Below are 25,146 nucleotides of genomic sequence, written 5' to 3' on the forward strand. Positions count from 1 at the left end.
AGTGTAAAAATGGCACCCGCGCGTTGGCTACGGGTGAGAGTTACCGGCAACTTAAAGGGCTCGCGGTCAGAAAAAAATTAAATAAATAACGTTCCATTCTGAGACGTTATTTATTTAATGCGTTTCAGTGTGAAACCCAATAATGCCGATAAATAAGCAAATGTGATACGCGACCGCACCCAAATCAAAATAGCCATAACAACGCCACAAATATCCATACCTGGTTATTTCTCACCCCATTGACTTAATATTTTTTAAGGCAAAAATAACACCAAAGGATTAACGTCACTTCAGGCTATTAATCCATCATGAATTAAAGTTTTATTAAATTAACACCACATCCATTAACAATCTGCTGATGCGTTCAGGAGTTCTGATGAAAAAGAGTCTGCCCCGTGCCACCGTAAGCCTCGCGATGGCGCAAGCCATGGCGGCAAAGGCCGAGAAGAAAGCGATTGAAATCAATGTCCCGGTCGTTATTTCCGTTGTCGATAGCGGCGCAAACCCGCTGCTGATGCAGCGGATGGATGAGGCTTTTATTACCAGCTGCGAGATCTCACTGAATAAAGCCTGGACTGCATGCTGTTTACAACAGGCCACGCATGAAATTACCGAATGTGTACAACCCGGTCAGTCGCTTTATGGTTTGCAGCTCACCAATCAGCAGCGCATTGTTATTTTTGGCGGCGGCTTCCCGATTATTGAAAACGATAACGTGATCGGCGCTATCGGCGTCAGCGGCGGCACCGTAGAGCAGGACATAGAAATAGCCATGGCGGCATTAACTTATTTCCAACAGCTTTAATTCACACTATTTCGCAACCCTATTTTAAGGATTTATGATGAGCAATCGTATGTATGATTTCCTTGTTCCAAATGTGAACTTTTTTGGCCCCGGCGCCGTCTCCGTTGTCGGTGAGCGCTGCAAATTACTGAACGGCAAAAAAGCCCTGCTGGTGACCGACAAAGGCCTGCGGGCGATTAAAGACGGCGCGGTCGATCAGACGGTCAAACATCTGCGTGAAGCGGGCATTGAGGTGGTCATTTTTGACGGCGTGGAGCCGAATCCGAAAGACACGAACGTGCGCGATGGTCTGGCGGTCTTCCAGAAAGAAGGCTGCGATATGATCATCACCGTCGGCGGCGGTAGCCCGCACGACTGCGGTAAAGGTATCGGGATTGCCGCCACCCACCCAGGCGACCTTTACAGCTATGCAGGTATCGAAACCCTGACCCATGCCCTGCCGCCGATCATTGCGGTCAACACCACCGCCGGTACCGCCAGCGAAGTCACCCGCCACTGCGTGCTGACCAACACCAAAACCAAAGTGAAGTTTGTGATTGTCAGCTGGCGTAACCTGCCGTCGGTGTCGATCAACGACCCGCTGCTGATGGTCGGCAAACCTGCCGGTCTGACCGCCGCTACCGGGATGGATGCCCTGACCCACGCCGTGGAAGCGTATATCTCCAAAGACGCTAACCCGGTCACCGACGCCTCAGCCATTCAGGCCATCAAGCTGATTGCCACCAACCTGCGTCAGGCCGTTGCGCTCGGCACCAACCTGAAAGCCCGTGAAAATATGGCCTGCGCCTCCCTGCTCGCCGGCATGGCGTTTAACAACGCCAACCTCGGCTACGTGCACGCGATGGCCCACCAACTGGGCGGGCTTTACGATATGGCACACGGCGTGGCTAACGCGGTTTTACTGCCGCACGTCTGCCGTTACAACCTGATTGCCAACCCGGAAAAATTCGCCGATATCGCCACCTTTATGGGTGAAAACGTCTCAGGACTCTCCACCATGGACGCTGCCGAGCGGGCAATTCACGCCATCGCGCGCCTGTCCAACGATGTCGGGATTCCTCAGCACCTGCGCGACCTGGGCGTCAAAGAGGCCGACTTCCCGTACATGGCTGAAATGGCGCTGAAAGATGGCAACGCCTTCTCCAACCCACGTAAAGGCAACGAAAAAGAGATCGTTGAGATTTTCCGTCAGGCCTTCTGATTGACCTTATCCCCACCAGCGGGCCTCGTGCCCGCTTTTTTTAGCGTTCATCCGCGTGGAGTTCCCAATGCAAAATCCCGGCGTCCCGGCATCACCCGCAGTGCATCTGTTTTATCACCCCTCGCAGGAACGGAGTGAAGCCCTGCGCCAGATAAGTCTCGGGCTGGAGGAACAGGGCGTACCGTGCCGCCCGCTGCCCTGCGATGAACAGGACGATGCGATGGCGCTGGCACGTAACGCCGCGCAGCACTCAGCGCTGCGTATCGGCATTGGCATGACCGCCAGCGGCGACGTAGCGCTGACCCATGCCCAATATCCGGCGGGCCGTGCGCTGCGCCATCTTCCTGCCGCCAGTACCCAATCACAGTGGCGTAATCTTGGCGCTAACGCGGGCCAACTGGTGAAAACGCTACCGCTAACCGAGGTTGAATAATCATGTACCGCATCTATACCCGTACCGGCGACAAAGGCACCACCGCGCTGTTTGGCGGCAGCCGGATTGATAAAGACGATATTCGCGTAGAAGCCTACGGCAGCGTCGATACGCTGGTTTCACTGTTAGGCGTGTGCTATGCCGCCAGCGACAATCCGGCGCTGCGGCCGGTGCTGCACCGCATTCAGGAGGAGCTGTTCGTGGTGGGGGCTGAACTGGCCTGCGACGCGCGCGGCTTAACCCGGCTCAATCGGCTGATCGAGGACGCGGATATTGCCCGCCTTGAAGGGGAGATTGACCGCCATATGGCGCTCACCGGCCCGCTGAAAGCCTTTGTGATCCCCGGGAAGAATCTGCCGTCTGCGCATTTGCACGTCGCGCGTACCCAAGCCCGGCACATTGAGCGCACGCTGGTCGCCATGGATCGTCAAACGCCGTTACGCCCGGCGTTAAAAAGCTATATCAACCGCCTGTCGGACGCCCTTTTCGCCATGGCGCGAGTCGCCGAAAGCGAGGCCGAAACGGCGGTTAATCCTGAGGCCGATGCTTAAACTGGCTCACGTCGATATCAAACTGCTTGAGCTTGCGCCAGAGCGTGGTGCGGCCAATATTCAGTAGATTGGACATCTCCTGCACTCGCCCGCTGGTCACGCGGGCGGCATGAATAATAGCCTCTTTTTCCATCGCCGACATGCTCATGCTGGCCGGAATTAACGCGCTGTTGCCGCTCACGCCGGGATGCTCGCGGAACAGCCAACCCGGTAGATTGCTCAGGCGGATATGCCCGTGTTCGCTGCTGATGGCGATATTCTCAACGATGCTGTTAAGCTCAAAATCATTGCCCGGCCAGGAGTAGGCCACCAGATGGGCCAGCGCGTCATCATCCACCTTCAGCCGCGATGAAAAGCGGCGTTCCAGCGTGCGCAGGCGGCTGTGCACCAGCGACGGAATGCTGTTGCGGCGCTCGCGCAGCGGAGGAATGCTGATTTCAAACGAGTGCAGCGCATAGTACAGCTGGCGGCTAAAGCGGTTTTGTTCCACCAGATTGCCCAGATCCATCGTGGTGGTGGCGATCACCTTCACATCCACCGGGATCAGCCGACGGGCATCAAGTCGCGTCACCACGCCTTGTTTGATCACCTGTAGCAGAATCGACTGTAGCTCCGGGGCCAGATACTCAATCTTTTCCAGAAACAGCGTCCCGCCAGAGGCCAGCTCCAGACGGCTCATCCGCCCGTTCTCTTCCTCGGTGGCCGTGCTGCCCATAAAATCCAGCCCCAGCGCGTTATCGGCATACAGCTGGCAGTTGACGGCGATAAACGGCCCTGCGGCGCGCTCGCTTTCGTTATGAATCGCCTGGGCGATAAGCTCCTTGCCCACCCCTTCTTCACCGCACATCAGCACCGGGAAGCTGCCGCGCGACGCCTGGCGACCAAAGTGAATCAGGCGGCGGGTCTCTGGGTCATCTGCCGACATCTGGGCAAAGGTGTGGCCCACCTTGCCAAGCTGGCTGGTCATCAATTGACGCATCTGTTCAACGGGATGGAGCAGCAGGATAAAGCTGGTTCCCTGCGCTTCGACGATGGGCTTTAAAGTGATCACCGCATCCACAAACTGGTGCTGACTTTCAAAGGCCACCTCGGCGTGGCTGAGCGGCTTAGCGTGCTTGATGGCGCGGCGCAGCAGCGCGGGGAGAATCACCAGATCGGCAATGTTTTTACCCTGGCAGGCCTGCGCGTCCAGATGCAGGAGCTTCGCCGCCTGAGGGTTAAGAAACTGTAATACTCCCGCTTCATTCCACGCCATCACCCCGTCGTCCATACTTTCGAGCAGGCCGTACATCTGATTGAGGTGGCGATTGGACTCCGCCAGCAGGCTGTCGGTGAGCAGCGAGTTGCCCACTTCGCGGGCCATCGCCAGCGTCAGCGACAGGTCGGCGGCGCTGGTGTGTTCAGCTTTACAGCACAGAGCAATGGAGCCGGAAAGGCGGCCATGATTATCAAAAATTGGCGTTGAGCAGAACGTCCACGGGAAGAGCGCCTGCTTGAAGTGCTGCTCGCCGCTGGTTCTCACCGGCTGCCCCACCATTGAAGCCAGCGACAGCGCACAGGTTCCCATAATGCTTTCCGCGCAGTAGCTCCCGGCAAAGAATCCCAGCGTATCCAGCTGCGCCAGCGTCTCCGGGTGGCCGCAGCGGGTCAGAATACAAGCCGACTCATCAAGGATAAACAGCGCGCACGGGCGACCATCCATATACTCCCACGCATCCTCCAGCGCCGCCTGGCCGATGGTCAGCAGCGCGGTCTTGCGACGGCTGATAGAGGCAAACGTCAGCCCCTGCGCCTGATGCGGTGTGGTCCAGGTCTCGCGCTGCATCATCTTGCCGCAGCGGTGCCAGGACTGGGCGATAAATGAGGTCAGCGCCTGCTCAGGTTGCGCGTTCTGCGTGGACATAGCGGCTATCACTCCCTTAAGTGCGTGCCGTTAGCGGCACATCCATAAAACAACAACCCCCGGTGCCAGAAACTGCCAGCCCGGGGGATAACCACAACGCTTGTGGTGCGCTGACCGGGGGGCCGGTCAGCGATAACGCTTAGTGAGCGGAGCGCCACTGAGCGCCCAAACGATCGGCCGCCAGAATCGCGGCGTAGACGCTCTGCGGGTCAACCGGGAACGGCATATTGTGGATGGTTTCCCCTTCTGCGCAGGTGGCTTTCGCCACGGCGAGAATTTTCTCCTCAATGCCGTCCTTCACGCCCATCTGCGCCAGCGTCACCGGCAGCCCAACCTTGTGGCAGAAACCGAGCACGGTTTCAATTTCATCCATCGGGCTGTTTTGTAAAACCAGCTGCGCCAGCGTACCAAAGGCCACTTTTTCCCCGTGATACAGGTGGTGGCACTCTTCCAGAATGGTGAACCCATTATGGATAGCGTGCGCCGCCGCCAGGCCGCTGCTTTCAAAGCCGATGCCGCTGAGATAGGTATTGGCTTCTACAATGCGTTCCAGCGCCACGGTTGCCACGCCCGCTTCGGCGGACAGACGCGCTTTTTCACCTTCCGCCAGCAGCGTTTCATAGCACAGACGCGCCAGGCTTAACGCCGCCGCCGTGGACTGACCGCCGGCCATGCTGACGGCGTGAGCGTCATAGCAGGCTTTCGCTTCAAACCAGGTCGACAGCGCATCGCCCATCCCGGCGACCAGTAAACGCACCGGCGCTTTGGCAATAATCGCCGTATCCATCACCACCATGTCCGGGTTCTTCGGATAGATCAGATACTCTTCAAACTCGCCGGATTCGGTATAAATCACCGACAGCGCGCTGGTTGGCGCATCGGTAGAGGCGATAGTCGGGATAATCACCACCGGCAGATGCTGGTAATAACCGATGGCTTTCGCCGTATCGAGGGTTTTCCCGCCGCCAATCCCCACCACGCCTTTGCAGCCTTTCTGTTTAGCGATGGCGCCCAGCCGGTTGATCTCCGCGTGGCTGCATTCACCGTTAAAACGCTCTGCATGGCAGCTGATGCCGTTGTCATGCAAACCGTTCAGCACTTTGTCTCCGGCCAGCTTCATGACGAAGTCGTCGGCAATCACAAAAAAACTGTCCGCCAGATTTTTGGCATACTGGCCGAATAACGCTGATGCATCAGGACCCTGAAGATATTTTGCCGGAGACTGAATAACTTGTAGCATTCTCTACACCCTCACATTGAACTCGTTTCCATGATGGCGTCAGGTGTGGCTCGCTCCTGCTGACAACGCAATCCAACGAGAGGTTGAGCACGACCGACGCGGTGACATCACTGTAAAGCGGGTGCCCGGTAAAAGAATGTTGGGTTATTTGGTTTCACTACGAAACGCCTTCTAAAACATTTCGTTCCATAACGAAACGCGACTTCGGCAATGCCGCCCGGATTGCGATCCAGATCCGCGCCGCCTTCACACTATTCACCAGTTCAATATGTCTATTCCACGCCTATTCTGCCCCTGATGAACAAAAAAAAATAGCACCGCCGTTCAGCCCGAGCCAACGCCGGGCCGATGCGGTGGCTAAGAAGCCTGCATCAGCTCTCATTTTTCCCATTCACCGGCAAAATACGTTTCATTATGGAACGTTTCCGACAAATTTCGTTCCGGGATGAAACCAACGGCGACGGGGATTTTCTTTTTTTCCCACCAGGCGAGAATTCACTCATCGGCCACGGTATCGGCATTCACGCTACCGCAGTCGGAACCCTACAGGGGAGTCGCTCAACGAGTGGCCCACAAAATATCCAGCGGAGTACACATAATGAAAAAACTGATTAACCGTGTGGAAGATGTCCTGGCAGAACAGCTGGCGGGATTGGTAAAAGCGCATCCGGAGCTGAAGCTGTATCAGGATCCGGTTTATCTCACCCGTGCTGATGCGCCGGTCGCGGGCAAGGTTGCCCTGCTTTCCGGCGGCGGTAGCGGTCACGAACCTATGCACTGCGGCTTTATCGGCAGCGGGATGCTGAGCGGTGCCTGTCCGGGCGAGATTTTCACCTCACCAACGCCGGATAAAATCTTCGAATGCGCGATGCACGTCGACGGCGGCGAAGGGGTGGTGCTGATTATTAAAAATTACACCGGCGATGTGCTGAACTTTGAAACCGCCACCGAGCTGCTGCACGAAAGCGGCATTAAGGTCACCACCGTGGTGATCGACGACGACGTGGCGGTAAAAGATAGCCTCTACACCGCCGGCCGACGCGGCGTGGCCAATACCGTGCTGATTGAAAAGCTGATGGGTGCGGCCGCCGAACGCGGCGATAGTCTGGAAGACTGCGCCCGTCTGGGTCGTCAGCTCAACAACCAGGGCCACTCCATTGGCATCGCGCTGGGCGCCTGCACCGTTCCAGCCGCGGGCAAACCGTCGTTTGAACTCAACGATAACGAAATGGAATTTGGCGTGGGCATCCACGGGGAACCCGGCATTGACCGCCGCCCGTTCACCTCGCTAGACGACACTGTCGACGCCATGTTCGCTACCCTGCTGGAAAACGGTCAGTACAGCCGAACTCTGCGCCAGTGGGATCCGATCAAAGGCTGCTGGCAGGAAGTGACGCAGTCCAAACGGGCGTTGCAGAAAGGCGACCGCGTGATTGCGCTGGTCAACAACCTCGGCGCGACGCCGCTTTCCGAGCTGTATGGCGTCTATAACCGCCTGGAAACACTGTGCACCGACGCGGGTATTGCCATTGAACGTTCACTGGTTGGTTCCTGGTGTACCTCCCTCGATATGACCGGTTTTTCCATCACCCTGCTCAACGTGGATGCGGATACCCTCGCCCTGTGGGATGCCCCGGTTCACACCCCTGCCCTCAACTGGGGTCACTAAGGAGATCTGCAATGTCACTGAACAGAGATACGATTGTCGACTGGCTGTACCGCTGCGGCGAAACCTTTACCACCCAGTGTGATTTTCTCACCGGGCTCGACCGAGAAATCGGCGACGCCGACCACGGCCTCAATATGCACCGTGGCTTCAGCAAAGTGGTGGAAAAGCTGCCGTCGATTGCCGACAAAGACATTGGCTTTATTTTGAAAAATACCGGCATGGTGCTGCTCTCTAACGTCGGCGGCGCCAGCGGCCCGCTGTTTGGCACCTTCTTTATCCGCGCCGCCCAGGTGACCCAGGCACGCCAGAACCTCTCGCTGGAAGAGCTTTACCTGATGATCCGCGAAGGCACCGACGGCGTCGTCAGCCGCGGCAAGGCCGAACGCGGTGATAAAACCATGTGCGACGTCTGGCTGCCGGTAGCCGACTCCCTGCACCGCTCCTGCGAACAGAATCTGTCAATCACCGCCGCGCTGGACGCCGCCTGCGAGGTCGCTCAGCAGGCGGTCCAGGCGACCATCACCATGCAGGCACGCAAAGGCCGCGCCAGCTATCTCGGTGAACGCAGCATCGGCCATCAGGATCCGGGGGCTACTTCCGCCCTGTTTATGGTGCAAATGCTGGCCGCTGCGGCTAACGCATAAGTAGAGAAAGGATAAGGCGATGGTAAATCTGGTCATTGTGTCTCACAGCGCCCAACTGGGCCAGGGGGTCGGGGAGCTCGCCCGACAGATGTTAAGGGGAGATGGCTGCCAGCTCGCCATCGCCGCCGGTATTGACGACCCCGATAGCCCGATTGGCACCGACCCTATCAAGGTGATGGAGGCCATCATCTCGGTCGCCGACACCGACGATATTCTGGTGCTGATGGATATTGGCAGCGCGCTGCTGAGCGCGGAAACCGCGCTCGACTTGCTGGACCCGGATATTGCCGCGAAGGTGCATTTATGCCCGGCGCCGTTAGTGGAAGGGGCGCTGGCCGCCACGGTGAGCGCCGCCAGCGGTGCTGGCATCGAAAAGGTGATTGCCGACGCCCAGTGCGCCCTGCAGGCCAAACGCGTCCAGCTCGGTTTTCCGGCGCAGGAGGAATATCACGACCCGTCAGCGCTGCAAACCGACGAGTCTGACGACGCGCAGTCGGTGACCGTCGAAATAGCCAATCCTCACGGCCTGCACGTGCGCCCCGCCGCCCGTCTGGTTGAAGGGCTCGCCGGATTTAATGCCGAGTTGCTGCTGGAAAAAGATGGCAAGTGCGTCAAGCCCGATAGCCTCAATCAGATAGCCCTACTGAAGGTGCGCTGTAATGACCGCATCCGCCTGATTGCCAAAGGCCCGGAAGCCGCAGAAGCGCTGGCGGCATTTCAGGCGCTGGCAGACGATCACTTCGGCGAACGTCAGACGGTTGATGCCCCGACGGTGAACGCGCAGCCGCTTCATGGCACCGTCAGCGGCGTGGTGCTGCACTATCAGCCCACCGAGTTTCCGCTCGAACGTGAACCCGCCGAAAGCCCGGATGCCGAGTTTCGGCGTCTGAAAATGGCGGTCAGCCATACGCTGGACGATCTACTGGCGCTCGCCGCGCTGGCAGCCGACAAATACTCGGAGGAGATTGCCGCCATTTTCTTCGGTCAGCATACCCTGCTTGATGACCCGGAACTGCTGAACAGCGTCCATGAAGAACTGCAGCAGCAGAACTGCAGCGCCGAATGGGCCTGGTCGCAGGTGATGAGCGCCCTCAGCCAGCAGTACCAGTCGCTGGACGATGCCTACCTTCAGGCACGCTATATCGATATTGAGGATATTCTGCACCGTACGCTGGGACACCTGGCGGGAGCCGTTGACAGCGCGCCTCAGCTGTCGCAGCGCACGATACTCATCGCCGATAACCTGTATCCGTCGGTCGTTCTGCAGCTGGATGCGTCGAAAACCGCCGCCATTTGCCTGCGCGACGGCAGCCCGCTGGCCCACGGCGCCATCATTGCCCAGGCGGCGGGGATTCCCTGGCGCTGCCAGCTCGGTGATGCCTTTGCCGGGCGGCAAAACGGCGACAAGCTCACGCTAACCCAACCGTAATATCCATTTGTTCACTCCCGGACACGCCCTGCACGGCTCGCCATGCAGGGGTGTCACACCCTAAGCTCAGGAATCTGTTATGTCGCAATTTTTCTACAATCAACGCGAAAACCTCGTGAATGACGCTATTGAAGGGGCGATCATCGCGAGCCCGTGGAACAACCTTGCCCGTCTGGAAACCGATCCGGCGATTCGTATTGTGGTCCGTCGCGATCTGGTTAAATCCCGGGTGGCGGTGATTTCCGGCGGCGGTGCGGGTCACGAACCGGCGCACGCAGGCTTTGTCGGCAAAGGGATGCTCACGGCGGCGGTCTGCGGCGACCTTTTCGCCTCGCCGAGCGTGGAGGCCGTGCTGACCGCCATCCAGGCGGTGACCGGCGACGCGGGCTGCCTGCTGATTGTCAAAAACTACACCGGTGACCGCTTAAACTTCGGCCTTGCGGCGGAAAAAGCTCGTCGTCTGGGCTACAAAGTCGAGATGGTCATCGTCGGCGACGATATCTCCCTGCCGGACAACAAGCACCCACGCGGCATTGCGGGCACGATCCTTGTCCATAAGGTTGCGGGTTACTTCGCGGAAATCGGCAGTAACCTGGATACGGTCACCCGGGAAGCGCGTCTGGCGATGTCCCGCGTGTTCAGCCTCGGCGTCGCGCTGGCAAGCTGTCACCTGCCCGGTGACCCGCAGGACGGCGTTCGCCACTTCCCTGGCAAAGCCGAGCTGGGAATGGGGATCCACGGCGAGCCTGGCGCTAGCGTGGTGGACACACAAAACAGCGCCGAACTCGTGCACCTGATGGTCGAAAAACTCAGCGCGGCATTACCGGCCACCGGTCGCCTGCTGCTGATGCTCAACAACCTCGGCGGCGGCTCGGTGACCGAGATGGCGATCCTCACCCGTGAACTGGCCTCCAGCGAGCTGGCTTCACGCTGCGACTGGCTGATTGGCCCTGCCCCGCTGGTCAGCGCCCTCGATATGAAAGGCTTTTCGATTACTGCGATGGTGATGGAGGAGGGCGTGGAAAAAGCGCTGCTGTCAGAGGTGAGAACCGCAGGCTGGCTGCCGCCGGTGCGCCTGCGCCCGCAGACCACCCTGCCGTGTGATATAAAGAGCGCCCGCGTGGCTTTTACGCCGTCGGAAGATGCCCAGGTGGCGAGCTATATTGAGACGGTCACCGCCACGCTGTCCGACCAGGAAGGCTGCCTGAACGCGCTGGATGCCAAAGTGGGCGATGGTGATACCGGTTCTACCTTCGCCGCTGGGGCGCGTGAAATTGCCCGTCTGCTGCACGACCACCAGTTGCCGCTGGCGCAGCTTGAGACGCTATGTGGGCTGATTGGCGAACGGTTAACCGTGGTGATGGGCGGCTCCAGCGGCGTGCTGATGTCAATCTTCTTCACCGCCGCCGGGCAGGCTATCCACGAAGGCAAGCCGGTGGTTGCCGCGCTACAGGCCGGGCTGGCGCAGATGAAATTTTACGGCGGTGCTGACCTCGGCGACCGCACGCTGATTGATGCCCTGCAACCGGCGCTGGACGCGCTGGCGCAGCAGCCTGGCGACCTCGATGCCGCCTACCGCGCCGCACAGGCGGGAGCCGACGCCACCAGCCATGCCACCAAAGCCAACGCGGGCCGCGCTTCCTACCTCAACAGCGATAGCCTCGCGGGTAATATGGACCCCGGCGCCCATGCCATTGCGATGGTGTTTAAAGCCCTGGCGCAACGCCCACGCGGCTAACCCCGCTGGCGGTTAAACGCTTGACCAGATGCCCGCGATAACTCGCGGGCATTTTTATTCGCTAAGGGTTGCGTAACCCGCCTTTAGCCTCTCGTCGGCGTGACAAGGTTCACTTCGGCAAGCGAACGCCCTGTTGACTTATTCTGTAAAAAGATTACTTTTCAGGACATGAAGAAAATACTGATTATCGTCCCCGACGGCGGCATGCTGTTTGAGTCCGCTGGCATTGCCGACATCCTGATGCAGGCCAATCGCCTGCATCCTGAAGGTGCCGTCTCTCCTTGCTACCAGGTTCAGTTGGCAACCACTCAGCCGCATCAGGTGATCCACGGCCAGTCCGGCCTCAACCTGCTGGCGGACCATCGTCTGCACGAGATAGACCCTCGAGAGCCCCTCGACACCATCATCATCACCGGCAGAGGCCAGAACGCACAGGAAGGCATTGCAGTGGTGGACTGGCTGCGCCTTGCCGCCCCGCACGCCCGCCGTATTGCCTCAATCTGCGGCGGTGCGATGCTGCTGGCGCAAAGCGGGCTGCTCGACGGAAGACGCGCCACCACCCACTGGAAGCTGCTGGAAACGCTTCAGATGGAATACCCGCAGGTGCGCGTCGAAGGCGGGCCGCTCTATATTCAGGACGATCATATCTGGACTTCCGGCGGCGTCAGCTCCGGCTTCGACCTGACGCTGGCCCTGGTGGAAGAGGATTACGGTTTTAGCCTGGCGCGCGACATCGCCCAGGATTTTGTGATGTATCTCCACCGCCCCGGCAGCCAGCTGCAGTTCAGCCGCTACAATCTCCAGCGCACCAGCAGCGTGGGGCCCATCAACGACCTGCTCGCCTGGCTGCTCGACAACCTGACCGCCGACCTCAGCGTCGAAACGCTGGCGGAAAAGGTTGCCATGAGCCCACGTAATTTTACCCGCGTCTTTACCCGCGAGACCGGCGCCTCCCCGGCACGCTACGTCGCTGAAGCGCGTCTGGCCGCCGCCCGACAGCGTCTGGAGCAGACCAACGACACGCTGGAGAGAGTGGCGCAGCTGACCGGCTTTGGCAGCAGCATTAACCTACGCCGTCTGTTTGAAAAACAGCTGCACCTCACGCCCGGCGAGTACCGCCAGCGCTTCCACTGCCGCAAAATGGCGTAAAGTGATCCTTTTTTGTCGTTTACGCCAAATGGCGACCGGCCTACAGTAGCGCCAGAGACAACAGATAAGGAGTGGATCATGGTAAAGGTCGGTATTAACGGTTTTGGCCGTATAGGACGTAACGTTCTGCGCGCGGCGCTGGGCAACCCGGATATCCAGATTGTGGCAATTAACGATCTGACGGACAGCAAAACGCTGGCGCATCTGCTGAAATATGACTCCCTGCTCGGCACCCTTGCCGCCGAGGTCAGTGCCAGCGAAGGTCAGCTGGTGGTGGCAGGTAAACCTATCACCGTCTACAGCGAACGCGACCCGGCGAACATTCCGTGGCGACAGGCTGAAGTCGATATCGTGATTGAAGCCACCGGCTTCTTCACCGAGCGTGACAAAGCGGCGGTGCATATCCACAGCGGTGGCGCAAAACGGGTGATTATCTCCGCGCCCGGTAAGAACGACGATTTAACCATCGTGATGGGGGTGAACGACGGCCTCTACTCCCCGGATAAGCACTACGTGGTCAGCAACGGTAGCTGCACCACCAACGGGCTGGCACCCGCCGCGCAGGTGCTGCATCAGCACTTCGGCATTAAGCATGGTCTGATGAACACCACCCATGCCTACACCAATAGCCAGGCGCTGCACGACCAGCCGGAGAAAGATCTACGCGGGGCCCGCGCCGCCGCGCTGTCGATTGTGCCTTACTCCAGCGGCGCGGCAAAAGCGCTGGGTAAGGTGATCCCCGAACTGGACGGACGCCTGACGGGCTATTCCCTGCGTGTGCCGGTTCCGGTGGTCTCCATCGTCGACCTGACCGTAACGCTTGAACGAGATGTTACCGTCGAAGAGGTGAACAACGCGTTTCGTGAAGCGGCCGCGAGCGGGCCGCTGAAAGGCATTCTGGGCTACAGCGATGAACCGCTGGTGTCGAGTGACTACCAGGGCGACCCGCGCTCCTCGATTATCGACGGTCTCTCCACGCTGGTGATTGGCGGTAACATGGTCAAAATCCTGGCGTGGTACGACAACGAATGGGGCTTCTCTAACCGCCTGGTCGACCTGGCGCTGCTGATGGCCAAACGCGAAGCGTAATCCTCGACGTTCGCTTCCCACTAAAATCCACGCCCGGCGTGGATTTTTTTATCCCCCGCCGTCGAACCTGTAATATGCTGTTCGTTCTGATACAGACCATTTTCTTATACCTATAAAAGATGGCGCTACCGCGCACATCGCAGACCGTAACGCAAACCACAGGACAGATGGATGTTAATTCACACCGCCGCCTCGTCACGCCATGAGGCCAGGGCACAATTTCGCGCGGGGGTCGCCGCCTGCTTCCCCACCATTCCCGGCTACTGGAGCATCGGCTTTGCGGCCGGGGCCATCGGCACGCTCTCCGGCTTTACGACCCTACAAACCGCGCTGCTGGCGAGCCTGCTGTACGCCGGGTCGGCACAGTTTCTTTTCTATTCGCTGTGGGCAGCGGGCGCGGAAGTCGCGTCGGTGGTGTTGAGCGTGCTGCTGGTAAACCTGCGTTATCTGCTGATGAGTTCGGCGATGAGCGTCTATTTCCGTGAGCACACCACGCTGCAAAAAATCGTCAGCGGCCTGCTGCTGACCGATGAAACCTTTGGCGTCGCGGTACAGCGCGGCGGTGCGCAAAACAAGGTGTCGTTTGCCTGGATGTTTGGCCTGAACGTGGCCGCCTGGCTGAACTGGATCCTCGCCTGCATCATTGGCGCGGGGCTGGCCTCCGCCCTGCCGCAGGCGCTGATGGAAGGGCTGAGCTTTAGCCTGGTATCGATGTTTATCGGCCTGGTGCTAATGCTGTGGTTTGCCAGTCGTCGTAAATGGCTGGAGTCGTTCAGCATCGCCGTCGCAGCGGTCATTACCCTTGCGATGTCCGGGCATGCCGATACCAGTATTGTGGTGATTGTCGCCGCCTCCGTCGCCGCCACGCTGGCAACGATTGGCCTGCGTCTGTCTGGCAAGAAGGAGCGTCAGGATGGAGCGTAATATTCTGCTCGCGATTATCGCCTCGGCGCTGGTCACCGCGTTGATGCGCGTGGTGCCGGTGCTGCTGCTATCACGTTTCCGTATGCCGCCTGCGCTGCAACAGTGGCTGAGTTTTATCCCGGCGGCGATTATGTCGGCGATTATTGCCGCGGAGCTGGTGGGTAAACCGGCGTTAACCAGCGGCGGTCTGAGCATTTCGCTGCTGGCCGCCGTTGTGGCAACGTTGGTTGGGGCGCTCAGCCGCAGTCTGTTTGCCACGGTGATTGCGGGGATGGCGGCGTTTATGGGGTTGAGCTATTTGTTGGCTTGATTTCACCCCCTCACCCTAGCCCTCTCCCCATAGGGGCGAGGGAACCGTTTTGAGTCGTTGGTATGTTCAGCTCTTTTCCTTAACCCCGTTGCCGATCGGCCCCAATCTGCTCAGTCTTTTCGCTAACAGCAAAAACCAAAGTCACTGAAACCGATGAGTCCCCGCTGGAAATCGGCGAGCCGGAGAATGGAAGACAAGGTCAGGACGCCATGGATGGCGGACTGAGGCGAACCGAGACAGGACAAAATTGCCGGGAGCAATTTTGAACAACGCTTGCGTTGGCCCCGAAGGGGCGAGGCCCATGAATGGGCCGAGTAATATCGAGTTTCGCCGTGCCGCAGGCTGGAGTTCGTAAGCGAGCGCAGTGCGAAGCACCGATTTCCCTGCGGGGCCGCGGGGATTGTTAAGGGGGATGCGGTTATCCCCCTTAACACGTTCACCGGTACAAAATCCTCATATTCTACCCAACGTAAAGTGAACGGAACCCTTCACCAAACCGACATGTCATTCAGATTAAGGTTACCGCACCGATACTACTCCGTCGTCACCGGCTTAACCCGCACCCCAGCAAACACCATCACCATCGCCGCCACCAGCAGCACACCGCTAACGGTAAACACACCGCTGGCACCATTGAGATCGAACACCAGACCACCGCCCGCCGCACCTGCGCTAATGGCCAACTGGATGGACGCCACCATCAGCCCGCCCGCACTTTCGGCTTCGTCCGGCACGGTCGTGGCAAGCCAGGTCGACCAGCCCACCGGCACCAGCCCAAAGGCAAAGCCCCACAGCGTCACCAGCAAACCGTCAAGCAACGCCAGATGCCCAAAGGCCACCATCAGCAACGCCAGTACGCCCATGCCGAACGGCACCAGCGCCAGCGTCAGGCGCAGGTTGCGTGCCAGCAGATGTCCGGCAATCGACGTGCCGATAAAGTTAGCGAGGCCAAAGCCCAACAGAATCAGCGAGATGGTCTCCACGCTGGCACGGCCTACCGTTTCAAGGAACGGGCGCAGGTAAGTAAAGAAAGCGAAGTGACCGCTAAAGATAAAGATGGTCGCCAACAGCCCGCCAATCATGCCGGGGCGGCGCAGTACGTGCAGCAGCGTGCGCAGGCTACCGCCGTTTTCAGGGCGCATTGACGGTAGCACCCACAGCTGCCAAAGCAGCGCCAGCACGCCCGGCACCACGCAGAGAATAAACACATTACGCCAGCCAATCAGGCTACCCAGATAGCTGCCCAGCGGGGCCGCAACGACGGTGGCAATTGACACCCCGGCAAAGATAATCGACAGCGCTTTTGGCACATCGCTGGCGGGCACGAGCCGCATGGTGGTGGCGGTCGACATGGCCCAGAATCCGCCAATGGCCACGCCGAGCAGCAGGCGCCCCAGCAGCAGCACCTGTAACGACGGCGCAAAGGCCACCAGCAGGCTGGAGACAATCTGCATCAGGGTAAAGAACATCAGCACCCAGCGGCGGTCGAGGCTTTTGGTGGCGGAAGTAATCAGCAGCCCGGTCACCAGCGCGACAAGCGCGGTGGCGGTCACGGTCTGCCCAGCCACGCCTTCGGTCACGCCCAGGCTTGCCGCCATCGGGGTCAGCAGACTGGCGGGCAGAAACTCGGCGGTAATCAACCCAAACACCCCCAGACCTAGCGCCCACACGGCGCGCCAGGCGGGTTTTGCGGGGGCGATGGCCCCGCGCTCTGCGACGGATGCATTCATCGGTGAATCTCCTGTTATAAAAATGTGATGGCTGTCGCAAAGGATAGAAAGTTCCGTCGGGACGATCTATGATGGATAATCTTCATTTATTGATAATTCGTCCGGAGTTGCGAAAATGACCCTGAATGCCCCTGATATGATTAGCGAACTGCTGCGCGGCATGCGTCTCTCCGGCGTGAACTATCGCCGTTTCGAAGCCAGCGCGCCGTTTGGCGTCTCCTTCGGCGATGTGCCCGGCAAGGCGCAGTTCCATTTTGTCAGCCGCGGGCCGGCCCTATTGCGAATGCAAAGCGGCGCGCGCTTTACCCTGAAGAGCGGCGATGCGGTGTTTATCCCTAACGGCGAGGGGCATGCCCTGCTCTCTGATGAGTCGGCCAACGTGACGCCGATTACCGATTTCCCCAGCGAACCTATCTGCAGCCAGGTGCATGACATCCACTGTCCGTCCTGTCCGGACGCCGAAAACGTGGTCATCTTTACCGGGTGTATGAATTTCGAATTGGGCGGCATGCAGCCGCTGGTGAAAGCGATGCCAGAGGTGATGATGGTCAGCAGCCTGATGTCCGATCGTCCGGAAATCCAGGCGCTGCTGGCGGCGATGGAACGTGAATCACTGGGCCGACAGGCTGGCTTTGCCGGTATTCTCGCCCGCCTCGCTGATGTGGTGGCGGCGCTGATCGTGCGCGGCTGGGTGGAGAGCGGCTGTGGTAAAGCCACCGGCTGGATCCAGGTACTGCGCGACCCGCGCCTGAGCCGGGCCATTTACGCGATGCACCAGCAGCCGGGCGTGAACTGGAGCGTGGCGGACCTCGCCAAAGAGGCGGGCACGTCACGCTCGGTGTTTGCCGAACGCTTTCTCTCGGCGACCGGCACGACGCCGGCAAAATACCTCGGCGAGCTGCGGATGCGGCTGGCTATCCAGTATATCGGCCAGGAGCAGCAGGCCATTGAAACCGTCGCCCTGCGTCTGGGCTACGGTTCCGTTGCCGCCTTTAGCCGAGCGTTTAAGCGCGTGGTGGGCCACTCGCCGGGGGCGTTGCGCGATGCCGTGCCCGCCGCCGAAGTGATGTGACCCGCGCAGGTTTACAGGTAGGTCACGTTATCAATCTGACGCTGCGCCTCATCGTTTAGCCCCTGAATATCGAAGCCCGGCATATCGCGAATAAACTCAAGGAACGGCGGTGCGATACCGAGCAGCGCCAGATCGGCGGCATGCAGCTGATAGCGGATCGCCTCTTCATCGCCCGCCTTCACCTTTTCCACCCAATTCGGTTCAATGATCAGCTGATGGCCCAGTGCTACCAGGTCAATGCCGCTTTGCATCACCTCTTCCGCCTGCGCCGGGGTGCGGATATTACCCACAGCAATAATCGGTTTACGCGGGCTGACCGCGTTAAGCTGAGTGATAATCGGCGCGGTATTGTGCTTATCGCGCAGTGAAGGACGCCAGACGGAGCCCATCGAGACGTGGATATAGTCGAGCGCCGTATCCTGTAATTTGCCGACAAAATATTTGGTGTCGTCGAGGGTAATGCCCGGCTCCTCAATCTCTTCCGGCGACAGACGGTAGCCCACGATGAAATCGGCGCTCGCGTGCTGCTGTTTCACCTTCATCACCGCCTCAATCACCGCCAGCGGCAGCGCGAGGCGTTTATCCAGCGTGCCGCCCCATTGGTCGGTACGACGGTTGGAGTGCGGCGAGACAAACTGTTGCAGCAGGTAGGTATTGGCGCCGTGCAGCTCAATGCCGTCAAACCCGGCTTCGATGGCGCGGCGGGTGGCCTCGGCAAAGTCGTTAATCAGGCTCACTACCTCGTCGGCGGTCAGTTCACGTGGGACTTCTGCCCCGGCGCGCGGCGCGGCAACGGCGCTGGCGCTCACCGGTTGGCGTCCACGGGTGATCCACTGGTTGGTCATCCGCCCGGCGCTAAACATTTGCAGAATCGCTTTCGCCCCACGCGCTTTAATCGCCTGCGCCAGTTTTGCCAGCCCGGGGATTTTTCCATCGTCCTCAACGCCTAATTGGCCTTCGAACCCTTTCCCCTCTTTGTTGATATAGGCCACTGGGGTAATAAACAGCCCCACGCCACCGGCACGCTGCTGCATATAGTGAATCTCTTCCGCCGTCACCGAGCCGTCTTCAAAAGACATCTGCTCGGTCATTGGCGGCAGCACCACGCGGTTTTTCAGCACGACGCCATTAGGCAAGGTCAGGGGTGTTAGAAAACGGTAATCCTTCATGTCTGCTCCAGAATGAAAATAACAGGACCGGGATGGTCATCGATGATTCGCATACTAAAACAAACATTGGGGAATGTGCGTCCCATACCAGGGGCGCACCGGGCACAGTCAAAGGGCTACAGGCGGTCAGCGCGCTCCCAGGGTACGCCGAGCGTTTGCCACTCTTCAGCAATCAAATCGACAAAACCACGAATACGCGGCGAGAGGTAGCGTTTGCTGGGATAGATAATCCGCACCGGATCCGGCGGGATCTTAAATTCAGTGAGGATAGCCACCAGCGTTCCTTTGGCGATCGCGTCGGCGGCCAGATAATCCGGCAGTTGGATCACGCCAAAGCCCGAAATCGCCGACGACAGCATCGCCTCCGAACTATCAATATCAATACGCCCCGGCCCTTCATAGACAAATTCGCCCTCCGGGGTGGCGTAGCGCCAGCTCCTACGCCGCTCGGCGCTGCGAAAGAAAATGGTATCGTGCTGGCGCAGCGCCTGCGGCGTCGTCGGCGTGCCGCGCGCGGCCAGGTACGCCGGTGACGCGCAGGTGACCATATGCTGGGTGCCAATGGTGCGGGTCAGAATGCGCGAATCGCCTCGGGGTTCGCCAATGCGAATAGCAATATCAAACCCTTCGTCAATCAGATCGACAAAGCGGTCGGTGAACACCACGTCGGCGCGTAGCGCGGGCGAGGCGCGTAAAAAGCGGTCAATAACCGGCAGAATATGGCGTTGCCCCAGCGAGAGCGGCGCGGTCAAACGCAGGGTGCCGGTCGGTTTTTCCCGGCGCAGCGCCATGGCATCATCCACCGCTTCAAGGTCTTCCAGAATGCGTTTGCAGCGCTCATACATAATGCAGCCTTCTTCGGTCAGGCTGAGCTGGCGCGTAGTGCGGTTCAGCAGGCGCACGCCTAGCTGGGCCTCAAGACGGGTGATACTTTTACCAATCGCCGAGCGCGATAAACCAACGCTTGCCGTTGCACGAGTGTAGCTTCCGGCGTCAACCGCCGCGATAAAGGCAGCAATATCGCCAATGCGATTCAGTTCCACGTTATCCCCCAATACGGGAAAATTATTCCCCAAATGCGCTGAGTATAGCGGGCGGAAAACGGGCTGAATAGCGCTGGAGTACTTCAGGCTTTGGCGGGCGACGATTTGTGCCGGGGAGGTATTGTGCTTTGCCTGACGGGCACAAACAGCGCCCTGATAACATCATAGAAAATAGTACTGTTCTTAATATTTAACTTACTCATCACCTCGCGCTTAATAGCGCTAACGCGTTTTTCCGAGCGCCCGGTGATCTTCGTTAATAATTCTGGCTTCATACCCATACTGAGCGACAGCAAAATAAACAGTTCGTTATCCGACAGCGAAAAGTAGTGCGCCTGTTCAATGTCATCGCGCGACTCATCGCTTTGCGCATCAATCAGTAGCTCACAGTGATTATTTTTAATACTATACGCCACCAGACCGCGGCATTTGCGCAATAAATAACCGACAATCAACGGCGAAATGGACTCGGTGAGTACCATGACGTTTTTTCGTCGAAACCTTGCTGCTTCTGCGCCAAGCGCGTCGATCGTCTGACGAATATCCAGATCGTTAAGGATAATGATGTAGTCGAGAACCGCATTATTTAATTTGTACTGGCGAGGACTCGCCGCGCTGAAGTTCAATATCGACTTCATACCCAAATTAAGAAAAATATTGTCGCTGTAACTGACAACCTCCATTTAGCCGACTCCATGGTAATAGTAACCAGCGTAAAATGCTAATGAGTATAAAATGTTATTGCAACACAGCACGATGTCCATAATTGGACCCGCTCACCTGTCGCCAAGAATACTATTTCGGACAACAGAAAAGGATTAGTCTCATTCGCAAAAATAAATCAAGAACAATCATTAACATCAGCTATATCATCCGATTTCGGCATGCTATACTTCTTTTCATAATATCCATTGAGAAATAAAAGATGTCGCAATCAGACGATTCGTCCCGACCGCTACACGCCTTTGAGTTTAGTCAGCAAACTAAACCGCTGAAGGCAATAACGGATTTACACAACGTGCTGGCCCCTTTTGGCACCGCATTTACGCTAAACGCGTCGACAAAAATGTTACTCAGTAACGATCGTGAATCGGCGTTTATTTTACTGGTGACCACCGGGTGCTTTTCCGTAAGCCATGCCCAGGTCGATCTGCATATGGCTACCGTTTTTGCCCCTACCGTCGTGGGCCTTATTGACGGCTATAGCCTTTATTATGATGTTAAGGCGCGCCCACAGCACTATATTCGCGCAGAGACCGACTGCACCGGTTGGATTGTGCCGCTGGACCTGTTCGTTGAGAAGTGCGATGAGTTTAATTTATGGCACGATATCTCCCGTATTCTGGCCCAGCGCGTCATGGTGATGAGCGCGCGCGACAGCGAACTGGTCGGCAACGATGCCTATAGCAAAATTCGCTCACTGCTGATGGAACTCTGGCTCTACCCGGAAGATATTCGGCTGCAAATTAAAGTTTCCTCTTTTATTCAACGCCGAACCAGAATATCGCGCAGCCGAATCATGGACGTACTTGCAGAATTGAAAAAAGGAAATTATATCGAAATGAAATCCGGTGTGCTAATTGCTATGGATAAATTACCGGTCGCTTTCTGAAATTATTGAAAACGATTATCATCAGTAAATATTCTTTCCGCTTCCGATTTAAATGCTTTGCCGGCAATTGCGTTACCCATAAAAAAATCGACATTGATCACATTATTATACATATCGGCATCAACCCATAAATTAAGCCAGCGGGTTGCCTGTGATATATACATCGATAGCGCCTGTCGATTCCCGGTTTGCTGATATTCCACAATCAGCGCCAGCGCGCGGTCTTTTCTGAAACGTGCCGTCTCCAGCCCGCTTTCACGTAGCGCCAATACCTGGCGATAATATTTTTCGGGCGTCTGCTCAAAATCCGTTAATACCGACTGCTGGCGTAGGGTCGCTAATAGCGTAAATGCGCCAGCACAAACGGCAATCATCACCAGCGCCGAAAAATAGGGCAACCAGCGGCCGCTGAACGCACGTACGAGCGGGCCTTCTCCGGCCGCAAGGCTGAGCAGCATAATAAACGTCAGCCAGTGCGTTGCTGACTGATAAAACGGATACTCCACCTGGGTATGCAGCAGCAGCGGCAGCAGGCAGAACAGCAGCGACAGCGTCTGACGGTTTGCCGTGCGGAAAAAAAGAGTCATGCCGGCCCACGCCAGCAGCATTAGCCCCATCAGCGCCACCAGTCCGCCTTCCACCCACCAGTAGAGCAGTTCATTGTGCGGATGGGGAATAATGCTGCAACCATTGGCAATCGGCGTCGCACGATCGGCTATAAAGTGGCTAAAGTGCCAGACGTAGCTGCCGTAGCCCCAGCCCGCGAACGGGTGCAGCGCAATCATGCGTAGGGTTTCACGTAGAATCATCAGCCGCTGAAGGGTCGAACCGTTGTGCTGCGCCAGCGCCTCGCTAAACGAGAGCGACATCAGGCTCGCGCCAATAGCAACGCCCACCGCCGGAGCACCCAGTAGAAACCCGCGCCGCCAGGTCGGGGAGGTTTGCCAGTGCAGACATACCATCCCAACGTAAACGCAAATCGCGCTTAGCCAGCCGATGCGCGAGGGAATCTCGGTTAACGCCCAGAACAACACCATCACCGCCACGCTGATGGCAGCGATTCGCGCGGCCTCCCTTCGCGGATATCGAGTGCAGAAAATCGGTGAACCGAGACTATACAACCCCACCGCGCCGCCGCAGGCCAGAAACGACCCGGCAACGTTGCGCTGCTGAAACACGCTGATATTTCCCGGCGAGGCGGCAAGCACCTGTTGTTCAAACCCAGGAAGGACGGTAGGCAGATGCAGCCCCAGCAGGCTGTATACCGCCTGAATCAGCCCGGCTATCACCAACAAATACAGCAGCGTTTGCCGCTGGCGTGCGCTGAATCTCACATGCGTCAACAACAGTAGCAGCAGTACGCCCGCCCACAGCCCGGCAAAACGCGGCAGCGCATCAAGACGCCAGCCCGGCTCGGGGCTCCACGCCAGCGGCAAACTCATCAGCAGCGCCCCCACAACAATGCGCCGGGTACCGGGAGCCACGGCGATAGCGGTGCGGACAAAACAGGGCCAGCCCCAGCCCAATAAAAGCAGCATGCAAAACCAGACCCACAGCGAGGTAGGGAGTTCGCTGCCGCTGCCGCCCATATTGGCGATCACCAGATGCATCACCAGCAGATAAATCAGCGCCAGCATGGCGACCAATGGCCAGGCCTTTCGCCTATTCACGTCCCTGTTTTGGACCGCCATTGGCTTACCTTAGCGCTTGCGTCTGTATGGGCATCACGCGCCCGTAGTCATTAATGGTTTGCCATTGCAGCACGCAGCGACCGCTGGTCGGGCAGGCGCTTCTCGACTCGGTAGCAAATGGTGCCACCATGCCAGCGTTTTCCACCGCCTTGCCGTTAACACGCAGGTTAAACAGCGTGACGTAATAAGGCGTTGGGTTGCTGACCTGGGTCTTACTGCCTTGCACTTTCCACACCAGTTGGCGATAGGCCTCTTCTTCGCGCCCCTTCAGGCCCATAGGGCGATAAAACAGTTTCATCCGGCTACGAATCGCTATCTGTAAGGCGTTTGCGGCCGGCTTGCTCTGGGTTTCAGGAATGCTGGCCACGCTCAGCCAGAACAGGCTTTCGCGGTCATCCGGCAGGTCACCGCCCGTACGCATAATGCGTACGATGTTGCTATGCTCCGGCAGCAGCGGAAACAACGGCGGCGTGGTGATAAACGGCACCTGATTGCCGCTCTGCCCCCTGGCATCCAGCACCTTTGACAGCACCAGATAGCGCTGCTGAGCAGTGTTGTTCACCGTGAAGGTGATGCTCGGCTTGTCGGCACTAAAGATAAAACGGGTACCGTCTACGGTAACACCCGCGTGGGCGGAAACGCCGAAGACCAGCAGGGCAAACAGGCCATATTTCATGGTGCACTCCCCCACTATTGCCAGGTCAGCGTAAAGGTCGCGGTGGCGTTTGCCGTGCCGCTGCTCACGCTGCTCGCCGTTGCCATATAGCGGGCGTAGAAGATAAAGACGTTATCGGCACGGGTCGGGTCAATCACGTAGCGAGATGAAGCCTGATTCAGCGGCAGTCGGGCGTGATCGGCGTCTTGCAGTTCAATCGCAACCCCCTGCGCCGCATCGCTACCGCTGTCGAGCGCCAACAGCGTTTTATCCGCCGAGTCAGCCGCCCCGCTAAAGGTGAAATCAACGCCGGTTGCCGCGGCACCGCACTGTTGCAGATCGATAATAAAAGCCACCGGCGACGAGCCACTGCCTTTAGTGGCGAACTGCTTTGCGGCGATGTCGCCCAGCGGCACGGTCTGCGCCTGAGAAGACGGTGACACGATGCAGGTGTTGTCCTGAATGGAGCCGCTGACGTAGACGGTGCCGTCGTGCGCCTGCGCGCTGGCGGCAGCCAGCAGCAGCAGCGTGAAGATTATTTTCATTACTGGTAGCTCAGATCGAAATACATGACCGACGAGGCGTTTCCGGCGGTGACCGGAATTTTCGTCGCCTGATAGCGCAGGAAAAACGTCAGCGCGTTGTTATCCCCTTCCTGCAGTGACTGGCTGTCGCTGGCGGTGTTAATCGCCACCGTTTTCTTATTGGCATCGAGGATCTCCACGCCAACGCCGGAGGCCATATTGCCTTTCCCGGCGGTATCCGAAAGCGCCAGCAGCTTGCCGTTGTCGCCGTCCGGCGTGCCGCTGAACATCACCGTCGCCCCGGAAATACCGCTGCTACAGTTTTTCAGGCGGATAACCAGATCGGCGGTTGACGATACGTCGCCCGCCGTGTGAAAGGTATTGCTGCTGAAATTGCCAATAAAGATGGTCTGCAGGGTATCGGCGGTTTCCACATCGCAGGTGGAGGCCACCACCGTGCCGCTCATGTCGATTTCGACGCCGTTATTCGCCGCCTGAACCGTTGCCGCGCTCAGCGCCCATCCGATGACCACCAGCCAGTATCGCCGTTTGCCGTTATTCATTG

General features: G+C 58.2%; 24 protein-coding genes. 14 read left to right on the forward strand and 10 right to left on the reverse strand.

Annotated features, from left to right (window positions below):
* Window positions 1–376 precede the first annotated feature (376 nt).
* From AB2B48_RS08120 to AB2B48_RS08135, 4 genes are all read left to right on the forward strand, one after another.
* Window positions 377–805 carry a GlcG/HbpS family heme-binding protein gene (locus AB2B48_RS08120; RefSeq protein ID WP_368301496.1) on the forward strand — a complete coding sequence of 143 codons (429 nt, stop codon included), beginning with the start codon at window positions 377–379 and terminating at the stop codon, window positions 803–805.
* Between the two features lie 37 nt (window positions 806–842).
* Entirely contained in the window at window positions 843–2,006 is a 1,164-nt protein-coding gene (gene dhaT, locus AB2B48_RS08125) for a 1,3-propanediol dehydrogenase (protein ID WP_368301940.1), read from the forward strand.
* A gap of 67 nt (window positions 2,007–2,073) precedes the next feature.
* Window positions 2,074–2,439, forward strand: a complete 366-nt coding sequence (locus tag AB2B48_RS08130) for a glycerol dehydratase reactivase beta/small subunit family protein (RefSeq protein WP_185667735.1) — start codon at window positions 2,074–2,076, stop codon at window positions 2,437–2,439.
* 2 nt (window positions 2,440–2,441) lie between these two features.
* Entirely contained in the window at window positions 2,442–2,990 is a 549-nt protein-coding gene (locus tag AB2B48_RS08135; RefSeq protein WP_333010506.1) for a cob(I)yrinic acid a,c-diamide adenosyltransferase, read from the forward strand.
* Here AB2B48_RS08135 and dhaR read toward each other — a convergent pair.
* Together dhaR and AB2B48_RS08145 are read right to left on the reverse strand one after the other, a co-directional pair.
* Complete coding sequence (dhaR, locus tag AB2B48_RS08140; protein ID WP_368301497.1) at window positions 2,968–4,893, reverse strand: dihydroxyacetone kinase operon transcriptional regulator DhaR; 1,926 nt, start codon at window positions 4,891–4,893, stop codon at window positions 2,968–2,970. The genes AB2B48_RS08135 and dhaR overlap by 23 nt on opposite strands.
* Before the next feature lie 139 nt (window positions 4,894–5,032).
* Window positions 5,033–6,133 (reverse strand): glycerol dehydrogenase, encoded by a 1,101-nt coding sequence (locus AB2B48_RS08145; RefSeq protein ID WP_368301498.1) that lies wholly within the window; start codon window positions 6,131–6,133, stop codon window positions 5,033–5,035.
* A 598-nt stretch (window positions 6,134–6,731) separates the two neighbouring features.
* On the opposite strand from AB2B48_RS08145, the gene dhaK reads away from it, so the two are divergent.
* The 8 genes from dhaK (at window position 6,732) to AB2B48_RS08185 (ending at window position 15,085) form a co-directional block, all read left to right on the forward strand.
* On the forward strand, window positions 6,732–7,802 hold the full coding sequence (gene dhaK / locus AB2B48_RS08150; protein WP_333010509.1) for a dihydroxyacetone kinase subunit DhaK: 1,071 nt from the start codon (window positions 6,732–6,734) through the stop codon (window positions 7,800–7,802).
* 11 nt (window positions 7,803–7,813) lie between these two features.
* On the forward strand, window positions 7,814–8,446 hold the full coding sequence (dhaL, locus tag AB2B48_RS08155) for a dihydroxyacetone kinase subunit DhaL (protein ID WP_368301499.1): 633 nt from the start codon (window positions 7,814–7,816) through the stop codon (window positions 8,444–8,446).
* Window positions 8,447–8,465: 19 nt separating this feature from the next.
* Entirely contained in the window at window positions 8,466–9,875 is a 1,410-nt protein-coding gene (gene dhaM / locus AB2B48_RS08160; RefSeq protein WP_368301500.1) for a dihydroxyacetone kinase phosphoryl donor subunit DhaM, read from the forward strand.
* Window positions 9,876–9,954: 79 nt separating this feature from the next.
* Entirely contained in the window at window positions 9,955–11,613 is a 1,659-nt protein-coding gene (locus AB2B48_RS08165; protein WP_368301501.1) for a dihydroxyacetone kinase subunit DhaK, read from the forward strand.
* A 168-nt stretch (window positions 11,614–11,781) separates the two neighbouring features.
* The gene (locus tag AB2B48_RS08170) at window positions 11,782–12,762 is read left to right on the forward strand and encodes a GlxA family transcriptional regulator (RefSeq protein ID WP_368301502.1); all 981 of its coding nucleotides are present in this window, start codon (window positions 11,782–11,784) and stop codon (window positions 12,760–12,762) included.
* Window positions 12,763–12,840: 78 nt separating this feature from the next.
* The gene (gene gap / locus AB2B48_RS08175) at window positions 12,841–13,851 is read left to right on the forward strand and encodes a type I glyceraldehyde-3-phosphate dehydrogenase (protein WP_185667725.1); all 1,011 of its coding nucleotides are present in this window, start codon (window positions 12,841–12,843) and stop codon (window positions 13,849–13,851) included.
* Window positions 13,852–14,022: 171 nt separating this feature from the next.
* Window positions 14,023–14,775 carry an AzlC family ABC transporter permease gene (locus AB2B48_RS08180; protein WP_185667724.1) on the forward strand — a complete coding sequence of 251 codons (753 nt, stop codon included), beginning with the start codon at window positions 14,023–14,025 and terminating at the stop codon, window positions 14,773–14,775.
* Window positions 14,765–15,085 carry an AzlD domain-containing protein gene (locus AB2B48_RS08185; protein WP_185667723.1) on the forward strand — a complete coding sequence of 107 codons (321 nt, stop codon included), beginning with the start codon at window positions 14,765–14,767 and terminating at the stop codon, window positions 15,083–15,085. The genes AB2B48_RS08180 and AB2B48_RS08185 overlap by 11 nt, the downstream gene beginning before the upstream one ends.
* Window positions 15,086–15,618: 533 nt before the next feature.
* On the opposite strand, the gene AB2B48_RS08190 is transcribed toward AB2B48_RS08185, so the two are convergent.
* Complete coding sequence (locus tag AB2B48_RS08190; protein WP_333010519.1) at window positions 15,619–16,815, reverse strand: MFS transporter; 1,197 nt, start codon at window positions 16,813–16,815, stop codon at window positions 15,619–15,621.
* A gap of 115 nt (window positions 16,816–16,930) precedes the next feature.
* Here AB2B48_RS08190 and AB2B48_RS08195 point away from each other — a divergent pair, with 115 nt between their 5' ends.
* Window positions 16,931–17,887 (forward strand): AraC family transcriptional regulator, encoded by a 957-nt coding sequence (locus AB2B48_RS08195; protein WP_368301503.1) that lies wholly within the window; start codon window positions 16,931–16,933, stop codon window positions 17,885–17,887.
* Between the two features lie 11 nt (window positions 17,888–17,898).
* On the opposite strand, the gene AB2B48_RS08200 is transcribed toward AB2B48_RS08195, so the two are convergent.
* The 3 genes from AB2B48_RS08200 to AB2B48_RS08210 all read right to left on the reverse strand — a co-directional run bounded on the left by AB2B48_RS08200 (window position 17,899) and on the right by AB2B48_RS08210 (window position 20,782).
* Window positions 17,899–19,056, reverse strand: a complete 1,158-nt coding sequence (locus AB2B48_RS08200; protein WP_368301504.1) for an NADH-dependent flavin oxidoreductase — start codon at window positions 19,054–19,056, stop codon at window positions 17,899–17,901.
* A gap of 116 nt (window positions 19,057–19,172) precedes the next feature.
* Complete coding sequence (locus AB2B48_RS08205) at window positions 19,173–20,099, reverse strand: LysR family transcriptional regulator (protein WP_368301505.1); 927 nt, start codon at window positions 20,097–20,099, stop codon at window positions 19,173–19,175.
* A gap of 83 nt (window positions 20,100–20,182) precedes the next feature.
* On the reverse strand, window positions 20,183–20,782 hold the full coding sequence (locus AB2B48_RS08210; protein WP_333010526.1) for a hypothetical protein: 600 nt from the start codon (window positions 20,780–20,782) through the stop codon (window positions 20,183–20,185).
* Between the two features lie 242 nt (window positions 20,783–21,024).
* Between AB2B48_RS08210 and AB2B48_RS08215 the strand changes: the two genes are divergently transcribed.
* A complete protein-coding gene (locus AB2B48_RS08215; protein ID WP_368301506.1) occupies window positions 21,025–21,711 on the forward strand; it encodes a helix-turn-helix domain-containing protein in 687 nt (228 codons plus the stop codon).
* A gap of 2 nt (window positions 21,712–21,713) precedes the next feature.
* On the opposite strand, the gene AB2B48_RS08220 is transcribed toward AB2B48_RS08215, so the two are convergent.
* From AB2B48_RS08220 to AB2B48_RS08235, 4 genes are read right to left on the reverse strand one after another with little or no spacing between them, the layout of a single operon-like run.
* A complete protein-coding gene (locus AB2B48_RS08220; RefSeq protein WP_368301507.1) occupies window positions 21,714–23,402 on the reverse strand; it encodes a PglL family O-oligosaccharyltransferase in 1,689 nt (562 codons plus the stop codon).
* A gap of 4 nt (window positions 23,403–23,406) precedes the next feature.
* Window positions 23,407–24,078: a molecular chaperone gene (locus AB2B48_RS08225; protein WP_368301508.1), complete on the reverse strand. Its 672-nt coding sequence runs from the start codon at window positions 24,076–24,078 to the stop codon at window positions 23,407–23,409.
* A 14-nt stretch (window positions 24,079–24,092) separates the two neighbouring features.
* On the reverse strand, window positions 24,093–24,602 hold the full coding sequence (locus AB2B48_RS08230) for a fimbrial protein (protein ID WP_368301509.1): 510 nt from the start codon (window positions 24,600–24,602) through the stop codon (window positions 24,093–24,095).
* Window positions 24,602–25,144 carry a fimbrial protein gene (locus AB2B48_RS08235; protein ID WP_368301510.1) on the reverse strand — a complete coding sequence of 181 codons (543 nt, stop codon included), beginning with the start codon at window positions 25,142–25,144 and terminating at the stop codon, window positions 24,602–24,604. The genes AB2B48_RS08230 and AB2B48_RS08235 overlap by 1 nt, the downstream gene beginning before the upstream one ends.
* Between the last annotated feature and the right edge of the window lie 2 nt (window positions 25,145–25,146).

It is taken from the genome of Kluyvera sichuanensis (assembly GCF_040930405.1).
In the GTDB taxonomy this organism is placed as follows: Bacteria; Pseudomonadota; Gammaproteobacteria; order Enterobacterales; family Enterobacteriaceae; genus Kluyvera; species Kluyvera sichuanensis.

Bases quoted from the DNA above. Each gene is read 5' to 3' on its own strand.
- AB2B48_RS08145 (WP_368301498.1), bottom strand. From the start codon at position 6,133: ATGCTACAAGTTATTCAGTCTCCGGCAAAATATCTTCAGGGTCCTGAT.
- dhaL (WP_368301499.1), top strand. From the start codon at position 7,814: ATGTCACTGAACAGAGATACGATTGTCGACTGGCTGTACCGCTGCGGC.
- AB2B48_RS08185 (WP_185667723.1), top strand. From the start codon at position 14,765: ATGGAGCGTAATATTCTGCTCGCGATTATCGCCTCGGCGCTGGTCACC.
- AB2B48_RS08210 (WP_333010526.1), bottom strand. From the start codon at position 20,782: ATGGAGGTTGTCAGTTACAGCGACAATATTTTTCTTAATTTGGGTATG.
- AB2B48_RS08165 (WP_368301501.1), top strand. From the start codon at position 9,955: ATGTCGCAATTTTTCTACAATCAACGCGAAAACCTCGTGAATGACGCT.
- AB2B48_RS08120 (WP_368301496.1), top strand. From the start codon at position 377: ATGAAAAAGAGTCTGCCCCGTGCCACCGTAAGCCTCGCGATGGCGCAA.
- AB2B48_RS08190 (WP_333010519.1), bottom strand. From the start codon at position 16,815: ATGAATGCATCCGTCGCAGAGCGCGGGGCCATCGCCCCCGCAAAACCC.
- AB2B48_RS08200 (WP_368301504.1), bottom strand. From the start codon at position 19,056: ATGAAGGATTACCGTTTTCTAACACCCCTGACCTTGCCTAATGGCGTC.
- gap (WP_185667725.1), top strand. From the start codon at position 12,841: ATGGTAAAGGTCGGTATTAACGGTTTTGGCCGTATAGGACGTAACGTT.
- AB2B48_RS08230 (WP_368301509.1), bottom strand. From the start codon at position 24,602: ATGAAAATAATCTTCACGCTGCTGCTGCTGGCTGCCGCCAGCGCGCAG.
- AB2B48_RS08235 (WP_368301510.1), bottom strand. From the start codon at position 25,144: ATGAATAACGGCAAACGGCGATACTGGCTGGTGGTCATCGGATGGGCG.
- dhaT (WP_368301940.1), top strand. From the start codon at position 843: ATGAGCAATCGTATGTATGATTTCCTTGTTCCAAATGTGAACTTTTTT.
- AB2B48_RS08135 (WP_333010506.1), top strand. From the start codon at position 2,442: ATGTACCGCATCTATACCCGTACCGGCGACAAAGGCACCACCGCGCTG.
- AB2B48_RS08195 (WP_368301503.1), top strand. From the start codon at position 16,931: ATGACCCTGAATGCCCCTGATATGATTAGCGAACTGCTGCGCGGCATG.
- AB2B48_RS08225 (WP_368301508.1), bottom strand. From the start codon at position 24,078: ATGAAATATGGCCTGTTTGCCCTGCTGGTCTTCGGCGTTTCCGCCCAC.
- AB2B48_RS08215 (WP_368301506.1), top strand. From the start codon at position 21,025: ATGTCGCAATCAGACGATTCGTCCCGACCGCTACACGCCTTTGAGTTT.
- AB2B48_RS08220 (WP_368301507.1), bottom strand. From the start codon at position 23,402: ATGGCGGTCCAAAACAGGGACGTGAATAGGCGAAAGGCCTGGCCATTG.
- dhaM (WP_368301500.1), top strand. From the start codon at position 8,466: ATGGTAAATCTGGTCATTGTGTCTCACAGCGCCCAACTGGGCCAGGGG.
- AB2B48_RS08180 (WP_185667724.1), top strand. From the start codon at position 14,023: ATGTTAATTCACACCGCCGCCTCGTCACGCCATGAGGCCAGGGCACAA.
- dhaK (WP_333010509.1), top strand. From the start codon at position 6,732: ATGAAAAAACTGATTAACCGTGTGGAAGATGTCCTGGCAGAACAGCTG.
- dhaR (WP_368301497.1), bottom strand. From the start codon at position 4,893: ATGTCCACGCAGAACGCGCAACCTGAGCAGGCGCTGACCTCATTTATC.
- AB2B48_RS08170 (WP_368301502.1), top strand. From the start codon at position 11,782: ATGAAGAAAATACTGATTATCGTCCCCGACGGCGGCATGCTGTTTGAG.
- AB2B48_RS08130 (WP_185667735.1), top strand. From the start codon at position 2,074: ATGCAAAATCCCGGCGTCCCGGCATCACCCGCAGTGCATCTGTTTTAT.